Annotated in this window: 15 protein-coding genes; 3 read left to right on the top strand and 12 right to left on the bottom strand. The window is 73.5% G+C overall.

From position 1 onward, the window contains the following. The first annotated feature begins 230 nt into the window (after positions 1–230). The gene (locus tag ACH4KB_RS06000) at positions 231–1817 is read left to right on the top strand and encodes a regulator (protein ID WP_398063984.1); all 1587 of its coding nucleotides are present in this window, start codon (positions 231–233) and stop codon (positions 1815–1817) included. A gap of 90 nt (positions 1818–1907) precedes the next feature. Here ACH4KB_RS06000 and ACH4KB_RS05995 read toward each other — a convergent pair whose 3' ends face one another. Together ACH4KB_RS05995 and ACH4KB_RS05990 are read right to left on the bottom strand one after the other, a co-directional pair. Further along, positions 1908–3302 carry an FAD-dependent oxidoreductase gene (locus ACH4KB_RS05995; protein ID WP_398063982.1) on the bottom strand — a complete coding sequence of 465 codons (1395 nt, stop codon included), beginning with the start codon at positions 3300–3302 and terminating at the stop codon, positions 1908–1910. A 347-nt stretch (positions 3303–3649) separates the two neighbouring features. Next, the gene (locus tag ACH4KB_RS05990; RefSeq protein WP_398063979.1) at positions 3650–4549 is read right to left on the bottom strand and encodes a TIGR01777 family oxidoreductase; all 900 of its coding nucleotides are present in this window, start codon (positions 4547–4549) and stop codon (positions 3650–3652) included. 62 nt (positions 4550–4611) lie between these two features. Here ACH4KB_RS05990 and ACH4KB_RS05985 point away from each other — a divergent pair, with 62 nt between their 5' ends. Next, positions 4612–5142 carry a GNAT family N-acetyltransferase gene (locus ACH4KB_RS05985; protein ID WP_398063977.1) on the top strand — a complete coding sequence of 177 codons (531 nt, stop codon included), beginning with the start codon at positions 4612–4614 and terminating at the stop codon, positions 5140–5142. A gap of 58 nt (positions 5143–5200) precedes the next feature. Here ACH4KB_RS05985 and ACH4KB_RS05980 read toward each other — a convergent pair whose 3' ends face one another. From ACH4KB_RS05980 to ACH4KB_RS05945, 8 genes are all read right to left on the bottom strand, one after another. Further along, positions 5201–5722 (bottom strand): DUF4240 domain-containing protein, encoded by a 522-nt coding sequence (locus ACH4KB_RS05980; protein ID WP_398064652.1) that lies wholly within the window; start codon positions 5720–5722, stop codon positions 5201–5203. A 62-nt stretch (positions 5723–5784) separates the two neighbouring features. Next, complete coding sequence (locus ACH4KB_RS05975; RefSeq protein WP_398063975.1) at positions 5785–6768, bottom strand: helix-turn-helix transcriptional regulator; 984 nt, start codon at positions 6766–6768, stop codon at positions 5785–5787. Positions 6769–6876: 108 nt separating this feature from the next. Beyond that, entirely contained in the window at positions 6877–9549 is a 2673-nt protein-coding gene (gene aceE, locus ACH4KB_RS05970; protein WP_398063973.1) for a pyruvate dehydrogenase (acetyl-transferring), homodimeric type, read from the bottom strand. Between the two features lie 386 nt (positions 9550–9935). Beyond that, the gene (locus ACH4KB_RS05965; protein WP_398063971.1) at positions 9936–10559 is read right to left on the bottom strand and encodes a GntR family transcriptional regulator; all 624 of its coding nucleotides are present in this window, start codon (positions 10557–10559) and stop codon (positions 9936–9938) included. Positions 10560–10867: 308 nt separating this feature from the next. Beyond that, entirely contained in the window at positions 10868–12679 is a 1812-nt protein-coding gene (gene sucB, locus ACH4KB_RS05960) for a 2-oxoglutarate dehydrogenase, E2 component, dihydrolipoamide succinyltransferase (protein ID WP_398063969.1), read from the bottom strand. 62 nt (positions 12680–12741) lie between these two features. After that, on the bottom strand, positions 12742–14130 hold the full coding sequence (gene lpdA, locus ACH4KB_RS05955; RefSeq protein WP_398063967.1) for a dihydrolipoyl dehydrogenase: 1389 nt from the start codon (positions 14128–14130) through the stop codon (positions 12742–12744). Between the two features lie 369 nt (positions 14131–14499). Beyond that, the gene (locus tag ACH4KB_RS05950) at positions 14500–16056 is read right to left on the bottom strand and encodes a leucyl aminopeptidase (protein ID WP_398063964.1); all 1557 of its coding nucleotides are present in this window, start codon (positions 16054–16056) and stop codon (positions 14500–14502) included. A gap of 212 nt (positions 16057–16268) precedes the next feature. Next, positions 16269–17051, bottom strand: coding sequence for an adenosylcobinamide-GDP ribazoletransferase (locus tag ACH4KB_RS05945; protein ID WP_398063962.1), 783 nt, complete (start codon positions 17049–17051; stop codon positions 16269–16271). An 88-nt stretch (positions 17052–17139) separates the two neighbouring features. On the opposite strand from ACH4KB_RS05945, the gene ACH4KB_RS05940 reads away from it, so the two are divergent. Then, a complete protein-coding gene (locus tag ACH4KB_RS05940) occupies positions 17140–17904 on the top strand; it encodes a hypothetical protein (protein WP_398063959.1) in 765 nt (254 codons plus the stop codon). On the opposite strand, the gene ACH4KB_RS05935 is transcribed toward ACH4KB_RS05940, so the two are convergent. Then, positions 17802–18566 (bottom strand): hypothetical protein, encoded by a 765-nt coding sequence (locus ACH4KB_RS05935; protein ID WP_398063957.1) that lies wholly within the window; start codon positions 18564–18566, stop codon positions 17802–17804. The genes ACH4KB_RS05940 and ACH4KB_RS05935 overlap by 103 nt on opposite strands. 173 nt (positions 18567–18739) lie before the next feature. Next, positions 18740–19867 (bottom strand): nicotinate-nucleotide--dimethylbenzimidazole phosphoribosyltransferase, encoded by a 1128-nt coding sequence (cobT, locus tag ACH4KB_RS05930; protein WP_398063954.1) that lies wholly within the window; start codon positions 19865–19867, stop codon positions 18740–18742. Between the last annotated feature and the right edge of the window lie 291 nt (positions 19868–20158).

Here is a 20158-nt window from a genome sequence, read left to right as displayed (position 1 = left end):
GCCCCCCGGCAGGTGCGGGGCCGGCGCGGGGGACCGGCCCCGCACCGGTTCGCGGCGCGGGGCCGGATCGTCCACGAGCCGGACGTTTCCGTCAGCTCCGCCCGGAATCCTCACACGATCGGATGAACGAGGAGCAAAGGGTGGCTGTGACCCCTCCGGTGGCCGCTAAATTCGCGCCGTTCCCATGAGGGCTGCCCGTCCGGCCCCGAAGGCAGGAGACCGTACAGCTGATGTCGGAACGACCCCCGCAGCGCACGCCCAACCGCAGACTCGCCTCACTCATCGCGGAAGCCGGCTTCTCGCACGCCGGCCTGGCCCGCCGGGTCGATCAGCTCGGACTCGAACACGGCCTCGACCTGCGGTACGACAAAACCTCGGTCACTCGCTGGCTGCGGGGGCAGCAGCCGCGCGGTACCACGCCCGCGCTGATCGCCGAGGTGTTCACCCGGCGGCTCGGGAGGCGGCTCTCCGCGCAGGACCTCGGGCTCGACGCCTGCGCGCCCGTCTACGCGGGGCTGGAGTTCGCCGCCACCCCCGCCGAGGCGGTCGACATCGTCAGCGGTCTCTGGCGCAAGGACTCCGGCACCCACGTCGAGCTGCGCAAGATCGCCTTCACCCCGGCCGGACTCGTCGTTCCCAGCCGTGACTGGCTGATCGGCCGGGCCGACGAATGGGTGGCCCGGGACGGCGCCGCCGCCCGCCGGGCCGGGGGAGAGTCCACGGCCACCCCGCCCGGCCGCCCGGAGAGGGCGTCGCGCACCGAGGCCCGTGGACTCCCGCGCCCGGCCACCGGCCCGCCAAGGCCCGCGCCCCCGGGCCCGTCCGCCACGCACCCGCCCGCCGCCGGGGCGTCGCCCGGGACCGGGGCGCTGCCCATGGTCCCGCGCCAGCGCCAGACGGACCGCGGCCCCGGCCAGCGGGTCGGCGGCGGGGACGTCGCCGCGCTGCGCTCGGTCGGCGAGCTGTTCCGCACCCTCGACCACGCCTACGGCGGCGGCCATGCCCGGCAGGCCCTCGTGCGGTATCTGGAGCACGAGGCCGAGCCGATGCTCCGGGGCACGTACGGCGAGGCCACCGGACGGCGGCTGTTCGCCGCGGTGGCCGACCTGACCCGGCTGGCCGGCTGGACCTCGTACGACATCGCCGCCCACGGCCTGGCCCAGCGGTACTTCGTCCAGGCGCTGCGGCTCGCCCAGGCGGCCGGCGACCGTGCGTACGGCGCCTACGTCCTGATCACGATGAGCCGCCAGGCGGTCTACCTCGGGCACGGCAGGGAAGCCGTCCAGCTCGCCCGCGTGGCCCAGCAGGGCGTCGGCTCGGCCGCCCCGCTCCTCGTCCAGGCGCTGCTGCACGCGGTCGAGGCGCGCGGCCACGCCGTGCTCGGCGAGGCGCGCTCCTGCACCGCCGCCCTGACCCGGGCCGAACACGCCCTGGAGACCGCGCGCCCCGGCGACGAGGTGCCGCACTGGGCCCGCACCTTCGACGAGGCGCAGCTCGCCGACGAGCTGGGCCACTGCCATCGCGACCTCCAGCAGTACCGGGCCGCCGCCCAGCACGCCGAGCGGTCGCTCCAGCTGCGCGCACCGGCGTACGCCCGCAGCAGGCTGTTCTGCCGGGTGGTTCTCGCCTCGGCCCGGCTGGGCCTGGGCGAGCTGGACCAGGCCTGCCTGCTGGGCGCGGAGGCGGCGCAGCAGGCGGCCGAGATGCGCTCGGTGCGCGCCACCGAGTACGTACGCGCCTTCGAGCGCAGCCTGGAGCCCTACCGAGACGCGGTCGCCGTACGCGGCTACCGCGACCGGGTCGCCGCCCTGGGCTGAACCGCCCCTCGGCGGAAGCTCTCGGCCGCCCCGGCCGGGGCGCGGTCAGGAGCACGGCAAAGGCCGCGGCAAGGGGTGCGTCCGGGTGCGTCACGCGGCCTCCGGCAGGCGCGGGCTCCCCTCGTGCGTGCCCGGGACCGCCAGGTCGGTCAGGATCGCCTCGGCCGCCCGCCGCCCCGAGTGCAGCGCGCCCTGGACCGTGCTCGTGTCGCGGTGGTCGCCGCACACGTACAGCCCGGCCAGCACCCGCACCGGTCGGCGCGGATCGTGCGGGGCCTCCATCGCGGGCACCGCCTCCGGGTCGTGGTGGGCCGCCAGCAGCTCCCAGCCGCCCGTCGGTACGCCGTACAGCGCCGCCAGGTGCGCCCGCACCGAGCGGTCCAGGCCCGGCGGCGGGGTCCCGAGCACCGTCGAGGTGATCAGCGTCCGGCCCTCCGGCGCCCGCGAGGGGTCGACCTCGCTCATCACCGCGGTGTACGCCACCGGGCCCGACCGGTCGCCGTCCAGCACCAGCGACCTGCCCGTGGGCGGCGGGGCGGGCGCGGTGTGGTGAAGGACCGTCACCGGGTGGAAGGACGGCACCCGCAGACCGGGCAGCAGCTCGGCCGCGGCCCCCGCGCCGGTCGCCAGCAGCAGGGAGCGGCACCCCAGTTCACCGTGCTCCTTGGTGCGTACGGAGGTGATGTCGGCGGCCGTGACGTGCACCCCGGTCCTGACCGTGCCCGGCGGCAGTGCGGCCGCCAGCAGCTCCGGCAGCGCGGACGACCCGCCCGCCGGTACGCACAGGCCGCCGCGTGCGTAGTCCCGCAGGGCGAGATCGGCGCGCCGGCTCGACGTGGTGAGGACGGGGTCGCTGAGCAGGGCCGTGAGCAGGGGGCGCAGGACGCCGTCCACCGTACGGGCGGGCAGGCCGACGCCGGGCAGGGCGCCCCCGGTGGTCCGCTCCGGGCGGGCCAGGAGCCGGGCCTGCGGGGTGGCCGCCAGCCGGGACAGCGCCGCGCTCAGCCGGGCCCGGTCGATCGCACCGGTCACCACGGCGCCCCGGCCGCCCCCGCGCGCCGGGGCGCCGTGCTCGTGCCCGTACGCGCTCTGCGGTGCCCAGGGCGTGCGGGAAGCCCGGGCGGCTCGGGGGGCGCTCGAACGGGTGCGCACTGCCTTGAATGCGCCCCTCGCGCTCCGTATATCGCCGGTGAGCTGGCGGCGGCCCTCGCTGTGGACCAGAACGCCCGGCGCGAACTCCCGCAGCTCCGGGACGCCGAGCCCCGGGGTGCCGGTCAGCTCGGGCCAGGAGGTGCAGAGGAGCGGCCCGAGCCGGTCGAGCCGGAACCCGTCCGTCTCGTCGGTGGTGAGCCGGCCGCCCACCCGGGGCTCGGCCTCCAGGACACTGACGCCGAGCCCCGCCCGGACGAGCAGGTGGGCCGCTGACAGGCCGGCGATTCCGGCCCCGATGATGATCACGTCTGCGTGGTGTGCCGTGCTGCGCACGTGCCCCTCCCCGAGTCGGTGCGACTGGTGGGGGGCTCTTGCCCCCAACAGGCCCCCGGAATGCCGGAGTTCGCAACGAAGCTAGGACGATGGCTGATACTCGGTCAGACGCGCGTGCCGGGGAGCACAGGGGCACGGGGTCGCACACGCGCCCCCGGTGCGACCGTCGGCCCGTGGGAAACCGTGAGCCCGGCCGGTCGGCCTCGTGAGAAACCGCGAGGCGCGACCGTTGGGGCCATGAGAAACCGCGAGCGCGACCGGCCGGCGCCGCGAAGAACGGCCCGTGACCGGCCGGCGCCGCGAAGAACGGCGCGTGACTGCGAGGGACCGGTGGACGTGCGGCCGGATCAGGGCAGCGCGGCGCGGATCGCCTCGTCGATGCCCGGGAAGGCGAACGAGAAGCCGGAGTCCAGCAGCTTCGCCGGGATCACCCGCTGGCTGCCCAGCACATCCTCCGCGAACTCTCCGAGCGCGAGCCGCAGCGCGGGCGCCGGCACGGGGAACAGCGTCGGGCGGCGCAGCACCCGCCCCATCGCGGCGGTCACCTCGGCGTTGGTGACGGGCTTCGGCCCGGTCAGGTTCACCGGGCCGGTCAGCGCCTCGGTGTCCAGGATGTGGCGCAGCGCCGAGACCTGGTCGTGCAGCGCGATGAAGCTCCAGTACTGGCGGCCGTTGCCCAGCTTCCCGCCCAGCCCCGCCCTGAACAGCGGGAACAGCCGCCCCCAGGCCCCGCCCTCGCGGCCGACGACCAGCCCGGTCCGCGCGTGCACCGTGCGGACGCCCGCTTCCTCGGCGGCGGCGGTGGCCGCCTCCCACTCCTCGCAGACCGAGGGCAGGAACCCGTCCCCGGGCGGCGCGCCCTCGTCCACCGGGCGGTCCCCGGTGTCGCCGTAGAAGCCGATGGCGGACCCGGCGAGCAGCACGCGCGGCGGGGTGTCGAGCGAGGCGACGGCCTCGGCGACCGCGGCGGTCCCCAGGACCCGGCTGTCCCGGATCTCCCGCTTGTAGGCGTCGGTCCAGCGGTGGTCGCCCACCCCGGCCCCGGCCAGGTGCACGACGGCGTCGCAGCCGACGAGGCCGGCCACGTCCACGTAACCGCGCCTGGGGTCCCACTCCACCTCGTCGCCGGTTCTGGCGGGGCGGCGCACCAGGCGGGCCACCTCGTGCCCGTCGGCGCGCAGCGAGCGCACCAGCGCCGCCCCGATGAGTCCGGACGATCCGCTGACGGCGATACGGGAGCTCGGCATGGGCCCATCCTGCCCCATGAAACGCCTCGAACACCGGGGGCACCGCGTGACAAAGTGACCCCATGGCCGCACTCACCCTCCGCCCCGTCCGCACCGCCGCGCCCGCCGACGACGACCAGCTCGCCGAGCTCGACCGGTCCACCTGGTCGACCCTGCACGCGGTCCTGCCGAAGCCCGTGCCCCCGTTCGACCCCTTCTTCGGGGAGCGGAACCCGCCGGAGGAGTTCCTGGTGGTGGAGGCGGACGCGGCGGAGACGGCGGGCGGCGCACCAAGGATCGCCGGGTACATAGGCATCGTCCCGCCCACCCCGCTAGCCGCCAACGCCCATGTCCGCCAGATCCGGGGCCTCGCCGTGGCGACCTGGGCGCGCGGGGCCGGCGTGGGGCGGACCCTGCTGCGGGCCGCGTTCGCCGAGGCCCGCCGTCAGGGCGCCAACCGGATCACGCTGCGGGTGCTCGCGCACAACGACCCCGCCCGCGCCCTGTACGTCTCCGAGGGCTTCGCCGTCGAGGGGGTGCTGCCCGGGGAGTTCTTCCTGAACGGACGTTACGTCGACGATGTCTGCATGGGACGCTCGCTCGGCCCCGCCTGAGCGCCGGGGGTCCGAGCGAGCGCCGAGGGCCCGGGCGCCGAGGATCTGGCGCCGGGGGTCACCGGGGCCCGAAGCGGTCCCACAGCTCGGGGAAGCGGGCGGCGAGTGCCTCCTCGTCCTCGAAGTCGACCGGGGAGCCCAGCGGCTCCGCGGCCTGCGGCGGCAGCCCCAGGTCCGGCGCGACCACGCCGGTGAGCTGCTCGTACGCCTCGTCGGCCGCGTAGCCCAGCTCCTCGCCGTCCCCGTCGATCTGCTCGTCGAAGTCCTCCAGCGACTCCGCCAGGCCGTCCGGATCGTGCAGCGCCCCCTCGAAGACCTCCCGGCCCTGGCCGATCAGCCAGCAGCGGAAGTAGTCGAACGCGTCGTCGCTCGCCCCGCCCAGCAGCACGGCCGCCGCGCCCCACAGATCCCAGTGGTAGGCGCGGTTGTAGCGGGCCTCGAAGTGCCGGGCGAAGTCCAGCACGGAATCGGGATCGAGCTGCACCAGCCGTTCCACCAGCAGGTCGGCGTGGTCCTCGGGGTCGCCCTCGGCGGCCTCGCGGGTGCTGTCGATGATCTCCCAGAATTCCGTTTCGTCCATCACGGGTCCAGCATCCAGCCTGCCGGGGGCTCCCGCACGCGCAGACACCGAATTGAAGCCTTTCAGCGATACATCTCGCGCAGACGTTCGGCCGCTTCGGCGAAGCGCACCCGCAGCGACTCGGGCGCCAGGACCTCCAACTCGGGCCCCAGCGCCAGCAGCTGGCCGTAGGCCACGTCCAGCGATTCCACCGGCAGCGTGAGGGTGCGCAGGCCGTCCGGGCCCGGCTCGGAAGCCTCCGCGAGCGCGGTGGCGGCCGCCGCCCGGTCACCGGCGTACGCCAGCATCCGCGCCCCGCGCCCGGACACCCGTACGGTCACCTCGCTGCGCAGCAGGGACCGGGCGAACCCGGCGGCCCGCTCCTCCCAGAACCCGGGCAGGTCGAAGGTCTCGTCCCGGTCGAAGCGTCTCTCGTCGGGCTCCACGGCGGTGAAGCGGTCGATCCGGTAGACCCGGAAGTCCTCGCCCGCCCGGGCGCAGAGATACCAGACGCCGGCCTTGAGGACGAGACCGTACGGAGCCAGCTCCCGCGCCACCTCCGTCCCCTCCTGCTCGCGGCCCCCGCCCCTGCGGTAGCGGGCCCGCAGCAGCCGGTCGTCCCAGACCGCGTCGGCGATGACGGGCAGCAGTTCGGGGGGCTCCGGCTCGTGGTACCAGGAGGGCGCGTCCAGGTGGAAGCGCCGGGCAGCGGAGGAGGAGGCGTCACGGAGGGAGGGCAGCAGCGCCGCCGACACCTTGAGGCGGGCGGCCGACGCCGCGTCCTCCAGCCCCATCTCGCGCAGCGCGGCGGGCAGTCCGGAGAGGAACAGCGCCTCCGCCTCGTCCCGGGCGAGGCCGGTCAGCCGGGTGCGGTAGCCGCCGACGAGCCGGTAGCCGCCGGCCCGGCCGCGCTCCGCGTACACCGGGACGCCCGCGTCGGAGAGCGCCTGCGCGTCCCGGGTGACCGTACGCTCCGACACCTCCAGCTCGGCCGCCAGCTCGGCGGCGGTCATCGCCGGGCGGGCCTGAAGGAGCAGCACCATCTTGATCAGCCGGGCAGCGCGCATGGCCCCATTGTGGCGGTAGCGGACCCCCCCGACAGCGCTTCTGCCGGGGCGGAAGCGCTGTCGGGCACTTCCACCCCGGCAGCCGGGGGGCAGGGTCGGGCCGGCGGCTCAGAGGCCGTAGCGCTCCCGGGCCTCCTTGATCGCGGAGGCCGGGACCTCGCCGCGCTTGGCGAGCTGGGCCAGCGACGCCACCACGATCGACTGGGCGTCGACGCCGAAGTGGCGGCGGGCCGCGGCGCGGGTGTCGGAGAGGCCGAAGCCGTCCGTGCCGAGCGAGGACCAGTCCTGCTCCACCCACTGGCTGATCTGGTCCGGGACCTGGCGCATCCAGTCGCTGACCGCGAGCACCGGGCCCGGCGCGCCGGAGAGCGCCTGCGTCACGTACGGGACCCGCTGCTCACCGCGGAGCAGCGCCTCGTCGGCCTCCAGCGCGTCGCGGCGCAGCTCGCCCCACGAGGTGGCTGACCAGACGTCGGCCGTGACGCCCCAGTCGGCGGCCAGCACCTCCTGGGCCTCCAGGGCCCAGTGGATCGCCGTACCGGAGGAGAGCAGCTGGATGCGCGGCGCGTCCGCCTTCGCGGGCGTGCCCTCCTTGAAGCGGTACAGGCCCTTGACGATGCCCTCCTCGACGCCCTCGGGCATCGCGGGCTGGGGCTTCGGCTCGTTGTAGACCGTCAGGTAGTAGAAGACGTCCTCGGCCTCGGGGCCGTACATCCGCCGCAGACCGTCCTTGACGATCACCGCGACCTCGTACGCGAACGCCGGGTCGTAGTTGAGCGAGGCCGGGTTGGTGGCCGCGATCAGGTGCGAGTGGCCGTCCGCGTGCTGGAGGCCCTCACCCGTCAGGGTCGTACGGCCGGCCGTCGCGCCGACGATGAAGCCCTTGCCGAGCTGGTCGGCGAGCTGCCACATCTGGTCGCCGGTCCGCTGCCAGCCGAACATCGAGTAGAAGATGTAGAACGGGATCATCGTCTCGCCGTGCGTCGCGTACGACGTGGCGGCGGCGATGAAGTCGGCCATGGACCCGGCCTCGGTGATCCCCTCGTTGAGGATCTGGCCGTCCTTGGCCTCCTTGTAGTACATCAGCTGGTCGCGGTCGACCGGGTCGTACGTCTGGCCCAGCGGCGAGTAGATGCCGGCGGACGGGAAGAGCGACTCCATACCGAAGGTACGGGCCTCGTCCGGGACGATCGGCACCCAGCGCTTGCCGGTCTCCTTGTCCCGCATCAGGTCCTTCACCAGGCGGACGAACGCCATGGTGGTGGCCATCTCCTGCTTGCCGGACCCCTTGTACAGGGCCTTGAACGCGCGCTCCTCGGGCTGCGGAAGCGGAGCCGCGGCGTGGATCCGGCGGGCCGGGGCGGGGCCGCCGAGGGCGGCACGGCGCTCCTGGAGGTAGCGGACCTCGGGGGAGTCGGCGCCGGGGTGGCCGTAGGGGACGAGACCGTCCTCGAAGGCGCTGTCGGGGATCGGGAGGCCGAGCAGCTCGCGCATGCCCTTGAACTCGTCGATCGACAGCTTCTTCATCTGGTGGTTGGCGTTCTTGGACTCGAAGCCCTTGCCGAGCGTGTAGCCCTTGACCGTCTGGGCCAGGATCACGGTCGGCGCGCCCTTGTGCTCCACGGCCGCGCGGTAGGCCGCGTACACCTTGCGGGCCTCGTGGCCGCCGCGCGAGGTGTAGAAACACTCGCCGATCTTCGCGTCGGTGAGCAGTTTCGCCAGCTCGGCGAGCGCGGGCTCGGCGCCGAAGAAGTGCTCGCGGATGTAGGCGACGTCGCGGGTGGCGTACGTCTGGAACTGCGCGTCCGGGACCTCGCGCAGGCGGCGCAGCAGCGCGCCCGTGGTGTCCAGCTGGAACAGCTCGTCCCAGGCGTTGCCCCAGAGCGTCTTGACGACGTTCCAGCCGGCCCCGCGGAACTGCGCCTCCAGCTCCTGGACCACGCGGAAGTTGGCGCGGACCGGGCCGTCGAGGCGCTGCAGGTTGCAGTTGATGACGAAGGTCAGGTTGTCGAGCTGCTCACGGGAGGCCAGCGCGAGGGCCGCGGTCGACTCGGGCTCGTCCATCTCGCCGTCGCCCAGGAACGCCCAGACGTGCGAGTTGGCCGTGTCCTTGATGCTGCGGTTGGCCAGATAGCGGTTGAAGCGCGCCTGGTAGATGGCCGAGAGCGGGCCGAGGCCCATCGACACGGTGGGGAACTCCCACAGCCAGGGCAGCCGCCGCGGGTGCGGGTAGGAGGGCAGACCGTCGCCGCCCGCCTCCTGGCGGAAGTTGTCGAGCTGCTGCTCGCTGAGCCGGCCGTCGAGGAAGGCGCGGGCGTAGATGCCGGGGGAGGCGTGACCCTGGATGTAGAGCTGGTCGCCGGAGCCGTCCCCCTCCTTGCCGCGGAAGAAGTGGTTGAAGCCGGTCTCGTAGAGCCAGGCGGCCGAGGCGAAGGTGGCGATGTGGCCGCCGACCCCGTACCGGGCGCCCCGGGTCACCATCGCGGCCGCGTTCCAGCGGTTCCACGCGGTGATCCTCGACTCCATCTCCAGGTCGCCGTCGAACGCGGGCTCGGCGGCGGTCGGGATGGTGTTGACGTAATCGGTCTCCAGCAGCTTGGGCAGCGCGAGACCGGCGCCCTCGGCGTGCTGCAGCGAGCGGCGCATCAGGTACGCGGCACGGTGCGGGCCGGCGGCCTGGGTGACGGCGTCCAGGGAGGCCGCCCATTCGGCGGTCTCCTCGGGGTCACGGTCCGGGAGCTGGTCGAGCTCGCTCGGAAGCTTTCCTACGGGGTCGGTCATGATCGCCGCCTTCCGGAGAGGAGGGGGGTGGAGAAGGCCCTGACTGGCAGGACAGGGCGATGGGGCCGGTGGGCCCGCGGATGAACTGTAAGGCGCTGATCGATGATCGATCAAAGGATTGAAGGCAAAACTTCTCGATACGAAGAAAAGTGGCATGGGGTGCCTCGAAAGAGGGCACGGAGTGACGCGAAATAGCGTGCAAATAGGGCGCTGACCTGCACGGAAGAGCAGGCCGGGCGCCAGATGATCGGGGCTTCGCGGAAGCGGTCGGGCGCGGGGCACCGGAGAAGCTCGCAGGCACCGGAAAAGCTCGCAGGTACCAGGAAAGCTCGCCGGGACCGGGAAGGCTCGCGGGAGCCGTAAAGGCTCGCAGGCGCCGGGAAGGCTCAGGCGCGAGGCGCGCAGCCCAGCACGTGCGCCTTCACCAGGGACCCGATCCCCGGGTCCTCGGCGAGGAACGCGTCGATGAGCGCCTGGTGCTCCTCCGCGTACGACTTCTGCACCGTGCCCAGCCAGCGGATCGACAGGGCCGTGAACACCTCGATGCCCAGCCCCTCCCAGGTGTGCAGCAGCACCGCGTTCCCGGCCGCCCGCACCAGCTCCCGGTGGAAGCCGACCGTGTGCCGCACCTGCGCCTCGCCGTCGGCCAGCCGGTCCGCCTCGTACAGCGCGGCCACGTGCGGGGCCAGCGCCGAGCAGTCCCGGCCGAGCCGCGGGGCCGCCAGCTCCGCCGCGATCTGCTCCAGGCCGGCCCGGACCGGGTAGCTCTCCTCCAGATCGGCCGCGGTGAGGTTGCGGACGCGGACGCCCTTGTTGGGGGCCGACTCGATCAGCCGCAGAGTCTCCAGCTCGCGCAGCGCCTCGCGCACGGGCGTCTGGCTGACCTCCAGCTCGGTGGCGATGCGGCGCTCCACGATCCGCTCACCCGGCTTCCAGCGCCCGCTGACGATCCCCTCCACGATGTGCTCGCGGATCTGTTCGCGCAGCGAGTGGACGACGGGCGGGGTCATGGAGGGCTCCTTCAGGGCAGACCGGTGCTGCCTACATCATCACGGCGGCGGTAGGCCTTCTGTGGTGTCGGACGGAGCGGCACGTGGCGGGCGGCGTCGCGAGGCTGGGCACGCGCATCTGCGGCGTTGTCGTCAATCACCATGGCTCCGCCATGCCTCAATTCTCCGCCTTGCAGCTGCACGCACCCAGCCTCGCTCCTTTTTCCGCCCTCCACGTGCCGCTCCGTCCTAGACAATACGGCGGCGCCCCCGCCCGGATGAGTTCCGGACGAGGGCGCCGCTGGTGAGGCTGGTTACAGCCGGGGCGTTCAGAGGCCGAGCTCGACCTCGAACTCACCCGCCTCAAGGATCGCCTTGACCGACGTCAGGTAGCGGGCGGCGTCGGCGCCGTCCACCAGACGGTGGTCGTAGGAGAGCGAGAGGTACGTCATGTCGCGCACCGCGATGGTCTCGCCGAGGTCCGGGTGGTCGATGACCACCGGGCGGCGGACCGTGGCGCCGATGCCCAGGATGGCGGCCTGGTTCGGCGGCACGATGACGGTGTCGAACAGGGCGCCGCGCGAACCGGTGTTGCTGATGGTGAAGGTGGCGCCGGACATGTCGTCCGGCTTCAGGCCGCCACCGCGCGCCTTGCCCGCGAGCTCCGCGGTCTTCTTGGCGATGCCGGCGAGGTTCAGGTCGCCCGCACCCTTGATGACCGGGGTCATCAGACCCTTCTCGGCGTCCACGGCGATGCCGATGTTCTCCGAGTCGAAGTACGTGATGGTGCCCTCGTCCTCGTTGATCCGGGCGTTGACGACCGGGTGGGCCTTCAGCGCCTGGGCCGCCGCCTTCACGAAGAACGGCATCGGGGACAGCTTGACGCCCTCGCGGGCGGCGAAGGCGGCCTTCGCCTGGTTGCGCAGCTTCATCAGCTTGGTGATGTCGACCTCGAGGACCGTGGTCAGCTGGGCCTGCGAGTGCAGCGCCTTCATCATGTTCTCGCCGATGACCTTGCGCATGCGGGTCATCTTGACCGTCTGACCGCGCAGCGGGGACGCCTCCAGCTTCGGCGCCTTGGCGGCGGCCGGAGCAGCGGCCGGGGCCGGAGCGGCCGCGGCGGCCTTGGCGGCCTCCGCGGCGGCGACGACGTCCTGCTTGCGGATACGGCCACCGACGCCGGTGCCCTGGACCGCGCTCAGGTCCACGTTGTTCTCGGACGCGAGCTTGCGGACCAGCGGCGTGACGTACGCGCCGTCGTCACCGGAGGGCGCGGCCGGCGCCGGGGCGGCGGGGGCGGGCTGCGCCGGCGCCGGGGCAGCCGGAGCCGCCGGGGCCTGGGCCGGAGCGGCGGCCGGAGCCGGAGCCGCGGGGGCGGCCGGAGCGGCGGGGGCCGGGGCGGGAGCCGCGGGGGCCTCCTGCTTCGGCTCCTCGGCCTTGGGGGCCTCGGCCTTCGGGGCCTCCTGCGCCGGAGCGGCGGGCTGCGCCGGAGCCGCGCCCGGGGCGCCGATGACGGCGAGCTTCGCGCCGACCTCGGCGGTCTCGTCCTCGCCGACCACGATCTCCAGCAGCACACCGGCGACCGGGGCGGGGATCTCGGTGTCGACCTTGTCCGTCGAGACCTCCAGCAGCGGCTCGTCCTCGGCCACCTCCTCGCCGACCTCCTTGAGCCAGCGGGTGACGGTGCCCTCGGTGACGCTCTCGCCGAGCGCAGGGAGGGTGACGTCGGTGCCCTCGGCGGACGAACCGCCGGTGGTCGCCTCGGCGGTCGGGGCCTGGGCCGGAGCCTCGGTCTCGGTCGACGGGGCGGTGGGCGCCTCCTCGGCCTGCGGGGCCGGGGTGGAGGCGGGCTCGGCGGCGGGGGCCTCGGCTGCGGGAGCCTCGGCCTCGGCCGGCGCGCCCGAGCCGTCGTCGATGACGGCCAGCTCGGCGCCGACCTCGACGGTCTCGTCCTCGGCGACCTTGATGGAGGCCAGAACACCGGACGCGGGGGCCGGGATCTCGGTGTCGACCTTGTCGGTCGAGACCTCGAGCAACGGCTCGTCGGCCTCGACGCGCTCGCCCTCGGCCTTCAGCCAACGGGTGACAGTGCCCTCGGTGACGCTCTCGCCGAGCGCCGGAAGGGTTACGGAAACCGACATGGTTTCAGTTGCTCCTTACGAAATTGCGGAAGTGGTCGGTCGTCGCGCCCGGGACCGGGGGATCAGTCGTGGGCGTGGAGAGGCTTGCCGGCCAGCGCCAGGTGAGCCTCGCCCATCGCCTCGTTCTGCGTCGGGTGTGCGTGGATGAGCTGGGCGACCTCGGAGGGCAGCGCTTCCCAGTTGTAGATCAGCTGGGCCTCGCCGACCTGCTCGCCCATGCGGTCGCCCACCATGTGGACGCCGACCACGGCACCGTCCTTGACCTGGACGAGCTTGATCTCGCCCGCGGTCTTCAGGATCTTGCTCTTGCCGTTGCCCGCGAGGTTGTACTTGAGGGCGACGACCTTGTCCGCGCCGTAGATCTCCTTGGCCTTGGCCTCGGTGATGCCGACGGAGGCGATCTCGGGGTGGCAGTACGTCACCTTGGGCACGCCGTCGTAGTCGATCGGGACGGTCTTCAGACCGGCGAGACGCTCCGCCACCAGGATGCCCTCGGCGAAGCCGACGTGGGCGAGCTGGAGGGTCGGGACGAGGTCGCCCACGGCCGAGACCGTCGGGACGTTGGTCTGCATGTACTCGTCGACCAGGACGTAGCCGCGGTCCATCGCGACGCCCTGCTCCTCGTAGCCCAGGCCCTGCGAGACCGGGCCGCGGCCGATGGCGACGAGCAGCAGCTCCGCCTCGAAGGTCTTGCCGTCGGCGAGCGTCACGCGGACGCCGTCCTCGGTGTACTCGGCCTTCTCGAAGAAGGTGCCGAGGTTGAACTTGATGCCGCGCTTGCGGAACGCGCGCTCAAGAAGCTTGGAGCTGTTCTCGTCCTCGACCGGGACGAGGTGCTTGAGGCCCTCGACGATGGTGATCTCGGTGCCGAAGGACTTCCACGCCGAGGCGAACTCGACGCCGATGACGCCGCCGCCCAGGACGATCGCGGACTTCGGGACGCGGTCCATCTTCAGCGCGTGGTCCGAGGAGATGATCCGGTTGCCGTCGATCTCCAGGCCGGGCAGCGACTTCGGCACGGAGCCGGTCGCCAGCAGCACGTGGCGGCCCTGGACACGCTGGCCGTTCACGTCCACCGAGGTGGGGGAGGACAGCTTGCCCTCACCCTCGATGTAGTGGACCTTGCGCGAGGCGATGAGTCCCTGGAGACCCTTGTACAGGCCCGAGATCACCTCGTCCTTGTACTTGTTGACGGCCTCCATGTCGATGCCCTCGAAGGTCGCCTTCACGCCGAACTGGGCCGACTCGCGGGCCTGGTCCGCGATCTCGCCCGCGTGCAGCAGTGCCTTCGTGGGAATGCAGCCGTTGTGCAGGCAGGTGCCGCCGACCTTGCCCTTCTCGATCAGGGCGACGTCCAGGCCCAGCTGCGCTCCGCGCAGGGCCGCGGCGTAACCGCCACTGCCACCGCCGAGGATCACTAGGTCGAAAACGGTGCTGGCGTCGTTCGCCACGTCACGTCCTCCATGCATGTGCGCCGTACGCCGGGCCCCGTCGCTGGGGTGTGACCGGCCGGTCGGCTGGTGTGCGGCCGCTTTTGTCTTCGGCCCTGTGGTGGGGGCCCTGTCCTGCCGAGAACCCATCTTCGCACTTGTCGACGGTGGGCGGGACGCGGGGCCCGGATCCGGAACGGATGATCGTCCGTTCCGGAGGGTTACTGCTGCGTAGATACCTACGGTTTCGGCCGGTGTTCGTCGAGAGCGAAACCCGCTCGCCCACCGTCGCCCATCCGTCCTGTGCCGCTCATCCTTGCCGCTTACGCTCCGAGAACACGTACGGCCCCGGACCTATGCCCGGGGCCGTACGCGACGGAAGGCGGGAACTCAGCCGAGGTCGCCGTCGGCGGTGCGCTCGGCGAGCCGCACCAGGGTGCGGACCGCGGAGCCGGTGCCGCCCTTGGGCGTGTAGCCGTACGGCGCGCCCTCGTGGAAGGCCGGGCCCGCGATGTCCAGGTGCGCCCAGGCGATGCCCTCGCCCACGAACTCCTTCAGGAACAGGCCGGCCACCAGGCCGCCGCCCATCCGCTCGCCCATGTTGGCGATGTCGGCGGTGGGGGAGTCCATGCCCTTGCGCAGGTCGGCGGGGAGCGGCATCGGCCAGGACGGCTCGCCGACCTCCTCGGCGGTCTCGTGGATCGAGGTGCGGAAGGCGTCGTCGTTGGCCATCACGCCGAAGGTGCGGTTGCCGAGCGCCAGCACCATCGCGCCGGTCAGCGTCGCCACGTCGACGATCGCGTCCGGCTTCTCCTCCGAGGCGCGGGTCAGCGCGTCGGCCAGGACGAGCCGGCCCTCGGCGTCGGTGTTGAGGACCTCGACGGTCTTGCCGCTGTACATGCGGAGCACGTCACCGGGGCGGGTGGCGTTGCCGGAGGGCATGTTCTCGGCCAGCGCCAGCCAGCCGGTGACGTTGACCTTGAGGCCCAGACGGGCGGCGGTGACGACGGCGGCGAACACGGCGGCGGCGCCGGCCATGTCGCACTTCATCGTCTCGTTGTGGCCGGCCGGCTTGAGCGAGATGCCGCCCGAGTCGTAGGTGATGCCCTTGCCGACCAGGGCCAGGGTCTTCTCCGCCTTCGGGTGCGTGTAGGCGAGCTTCACCAGGCGCGGGCCGCGCTCGGCGCCCTGGCCGACGCCGAGGATGCCGCCGAAGCCGCCCTTGACCAGGGCCTTCTCGTCGAGGACCTGGACCTTGACGCCGTGCTCCTTGCCCGCGGCGGTGGCCACGGCGGCGAAGGACTCCGGGTACAGGTCGTTCGGCGGGGTGTTGACCAGGTCGCGGGCCCGGTTGATCTCCTCGACCAGGGCCAGGGAGCGCTCGACGGCGGCCTTGTAGGCCTTGTCACGCGGCTTCGCGCCGAGCAGGGCCACCTCGGCGAGCGGCAGCTTCGGGCCACTGTCCTTGGACTTCGCGTCCTTGGGGGCCAGCTTGTTCTCGCCGCCCTGGTAGGCGGTGAAGGCGTACGCGCCCAGGAGCGCGCCCTCGGCGACGGCGGCGGCGTCCTCGACGGAGGCGGCGGGCAGCGCGAAGCCGGCCTTCTTGGAGCCGTGCAGCGCACGGGCCGCGGTGCCCGCCGCTCGGCGCAGCGCCTCGGCGTCGTAGGCGTCCTCCTTGTCCGGGACCGGACCGAGACCGACCGCGACGACGACCGGGGCCTTGAGGCCGGACGCGGCGGGCAGCTTGGTCAGTTCGCCCTCGGCACCGGTGGCGCCCAGGGTCGCGAGGACGGCGGCGAGCTTTCCGTCGAACGCCTTGTCCACGGCCTCGGCGCCGGGCGCGAGGACCGGACCCGACTTGGACCCAGCGCCCTTGGCGACGCCGACGACGAGTGCGTCGGCGCGCAGCGTCGCCGCACCGGCAGTGCTGAGAGTGAGAGCAGTCACGGTGGTGAAATCTCGCTTCCGTTGAGTTCGAGTTCGGTCGAGGGGTGGGCCGACCGTGCCCGGCGCATCGTAGACGCCCCGACGATGTGCCGGGAATGAGCCTACGCGCGCGGTTCCTGCTCCATGACGGCGGCGGGGCTCCCGGGGCCTTCTCCGACCGTCACTGCGGTCCGGAACGGCCCGGGAAGCGCGGCGGTCGATGTGCCGCGTCGTCAGGTCCCGAGCGTCAGCGCCACCAGGGCCGCCGTCGCCGCCGTCTCCTCGACGCCCCCGAAGACGTCCCCGGTGACCCCGCCGAACCGCCGCACGCAGTGCCGCAGCAGCAGTTCGCCCGCGGCGAGCGCACCGAGCACCGCGAGCGCGTGGCGCAGCGCCCCGTACGGACCGAGCAGCGCGCCCGCCGCCGCGCACAGCGCCACCGTCACCACCCCCGCGAGCAGCGCCCGCCCGCCCGGGACCGTGGACGCCACCACCGCGCCGAGCCCCTCCGGCCGGGCCGCCGGGACGCCCTGACGGGACGCCAGGGTCAGCGCGAGGCGGGCGGCGACGCCCGCGACGACGGCCGCGAGGGCCCCGTGGGCCCAGCTCTCCCCGTACAGCTCGAAGAGGACCGCGACCTGGGCCAGCAGGGTCAGGAGCAGCGTGATGACACCGAACGGCCCAATGTCGGACTGCTTCATGATCCGCAGCGCTTCCTCGGCCGGCTTTCCGCTGCCGAGGCCGTCCGCCGTGTCCGCCAGGCCGTCCAGGTGCAGCCCCCGGGTGAGGGCGGCGGGCACGGCGGCGGAGGCGACCGCCGCGAGCAGCGGCCCCGAGCCGGCCAGCAGGGACAGCGAGCCGAGGGCCCCGGCGAGCAGCCCCACGACGAGCCCGGCGAGCGGGGCGCAGAGCATTCCGGAGCGGGCGGTCGCGCGGTCCCAGCGGGACACGCGGACGGGCAGCACGGTCAGGGTGCCGAAGGCGAAACGTATGCCGTGGCTGTTCAGGGAGGTCACCGCGCGCAGGCTAGCCGCTGGGCCCCACCGATAGATTGGGCGAAACACGCCAATCTCCGTGAAACCTGACGTATCGGGAGTGGGTGGCATGGGTCACTGGTGGCACGACAACATCGCGGAGCCGGGCAAGACGCCCCTGCTCCTCGCGCTGGCCGCCTTCGTCCTGACCTTCGCGATCACCCGCACCATCACCCGCATGATCCGCGCCGGGAAGGGTCCGTTCCGCGACATCACCCCGGGCGGGGTGCACATCCACCACGTGGTGCCCGGGGTCGTGCTGACGGTGATCGGCGGATTCGGCGCGGTGGCCGGCGGGCGGCACGGCGTGGCCGCGGGGATCTGCGCGGTGATCTTCGGGGTGGGGGCCGGGCTGGTGCTGGACGAGTTCGCCCTGATCCTCCATCTGGACGACGTGTACTGGACCGAGGAGGGCCGCCGGAGCGTGGAGGTGGTCGTGCTGACCGTCTCGCTGGTGGCGCTGGTCCTGGCGGGCTTCTCGCCGCTCGGCGTCGACGACGTCACCGACGAGGAGCAACAGGGGAGGCTCGGCCTCATCACGACGTACGTGATCAACTTCTGCTTCGTCCTGATCGCCCTGTTCAAGGGCAAGGTGCGGATGGCGGTGCTCGGCACCCTCGTCCCGTTCGTCGCCCTGGTCGGCGCGATCCGGCTGGCCCGCCCCACCTCGCCCTGGGCCCGGCGCTTCTACCGCCACCGCCACCGGGCCCGCTCCCGGGCACTGCTGCGGGCCTACCACCACGACGTGCGCTGGGCCGGGCCGCGCCGGAAGTTCCAGGACCTCATCGTCGGCGCCCCGGACCGCGTCCCGCCGCCGCCCGCGCCCGGATCCTGAACGCGCCGCCGCCCGCGCCACTCCCGTACGCCGCACACCACCAGGACGACGGCGATGGCGGCCAGATGCTCACGGCCCGCCAGGTTGTCCTTGACCAGGACCTCCACGACCATCGCGAGGACCACCAGCGCCCCGGTGAACCAGGCGCGGTGCCGGTGACAGACGTACACCGCGAGCCCCACGACGGCCGCCGAAGGGCCGGTGTCCACCACCTGCGCGTCGGAGGCGGGCAGCCCGAGGAACGTCCCCGGCCCGAGCGCGATACCGATCCGCGCGTACAGCGTCCCCGCCAGCGTCGCGACGTACGCCACCGCGAGCGTGCGCCACCGCCCCAGGCACACCTCCGCGACGCCGAACACCAGCAGGATCTGGGCCAGCGCACCCCACACCGGCAGATCGAGCGCGGGCACGAACAGGGACAGCGGGGTACGCAGGAGGGCGAGCCAGAGCGGGTCCTCGGCCCGTACGGCTCCGAGGGCCCGCACCGGCCGGTAGCCCCAGGCCTGGTTCTGCGTCAGCTGGACGGCCGCGGTCAGCGTCACCGCCGTCAGCGTCAGCGCGAGCGCCCGCGCACCGCGTCCGGCGACCCCCTGCCGTACGGCCGTGAACAGCGGGCCCCACTCCCGGACCGCCGCCCGGCGCAGGGCCGGGAGACGGCTCATCCGCGCTTCTCGAACATGAGCATGGAACGGGCCCCCGGTCGGTCGGTACGCGGTTCGGCGAGGAAGCGCGCCGAGCCGCGATCCCCTCTCGAAGACGGACCGGGAGACGGCGAAGTTGAGCGACACCCGAGTGACGCCGATCTCGTCCGCGGTGGGCTGGGAAGCCGGGAGCCTCAGACCTCGTCGAGGGCCGCCGCCTCCGACCCAGGCCCCGACTCCGGGGCTTCCGCGCCCTCCGCGTCCTTCTCCTCCGCGGTCTTCTCCGGTTCCCGCTCAGGCAGTTCGGCGGCCAGCGCCGCCGCGGCCCGCACCAGCGGCAGGGCCAGCAGCGCACCGCTGCCCTCGCCCACCGTCACACCGTGGTCCAGCAGCGGGGTCAGCGCCATCCGGTCCAGCGCCTTCGTCTGCGCGGGCTCCCCGCTGACCTGACCGGCCAGCCACCAGTCCGGCGCCCGGAACGCCGCCCGCTGCGCCACCAGCGCGCAGGCCGCCGAGACGACCCCGTCCAGGATCACCGGCATCCGGCGCACCGCGCTCTGCAACAGGAAGCCCGTCATCGCCGCCAGATCCGCCCCGCCCGACGCCGCCAGCAGTTCCAGCTGGTCACCGAGCACCGGCCGAGCCCGGCGCAGCGCGTCCCTGATCGCCGCGCACTTGCGCATCCACGCCAGGTCGTCGATGCCCGCACCGCCGCGACCGGTCACCACGGAGGCGTCCGTTCCGCAGAGCGCCGCGACGAGGGTGGCCGCGGCCGTGGTCCCGCCCACGCTGAGGTCGCCGAGCACCACCAGATCGGTGCCGGAGTCCGCCTCCTCGTCGGCGATCGCGATGCCCAGACGGACCGCCTGCTCGGCCTCCTCCGCGCTGATCGCGTCCTCGACGTCGATCCGCCCCGAACCCCGCCGCACCCGGTGCCGCACCACGGACTCGGGCAGCAGCTCCGGATCGCAGTCCAGGGAGACGTCCACGATCCGCATCGGCACCGAGAAGCGCCGCGCCAGCACCGAGACCGGGCTCGCCCCGTCGAGGGCGGCGCGCACCAGCTCGTACGCGCTTCCCGCGGGCCGGCCGGAGACGCCCAGCTCCGCCACCCCGTGGTCACCCGCGAAGAGCACCAGACGCGGCTGCTCGACGGCCCTGACCGGCACGGACTGCTGCGCGGCGCTGAGCCACTCGCCCAGCTCGTCGAGGCGCCCGAGGGCCCCCGGGGGTACGGTCAGTCGCTCGCGCCGCTCCTCGGCGTCGCGCCGCACACCCCCGTCGGGGCGTTGGATCAGGTCGGAGAAGTCGTCCAGGTTCACGGAGGTCTGCCTCGCGGGTCGTCACGTCGGGTCCGGTCCGGGAACCCGGCGGCGGGCCCCCAGGGCGTGTCCGCCCCAGCCGGAACAGTACCGGTCGGCCCGCCCGGAGGACCGTGCCCCGGACGGGGGCACAGGGGAGGGGAAGGGCCGGACCCCCGCCCCCGCCGCGAGCCGCCTGCCTGCGCAGCACCGGCCCCTGCCTGCGCAGCACCGGCCCCTGCCTGCGCAGCACCGGCCCCTGCCTGCGCAGCACCGGCCCCTGCCTGCGCAGCACCGGCCCCTGCCTGCGCA

Source organism: Streptomyces sp. NPDC017520, assembly GCF_044329855.1.
Lineage (GTDB): Bacteria > Actinomycetota > Actinomycetes > Streptomycetales > Streptomycetaceae > Streptomyces.
This window is presented reverse-complemented; position numbering and strand designations above follow the sequence as displayed.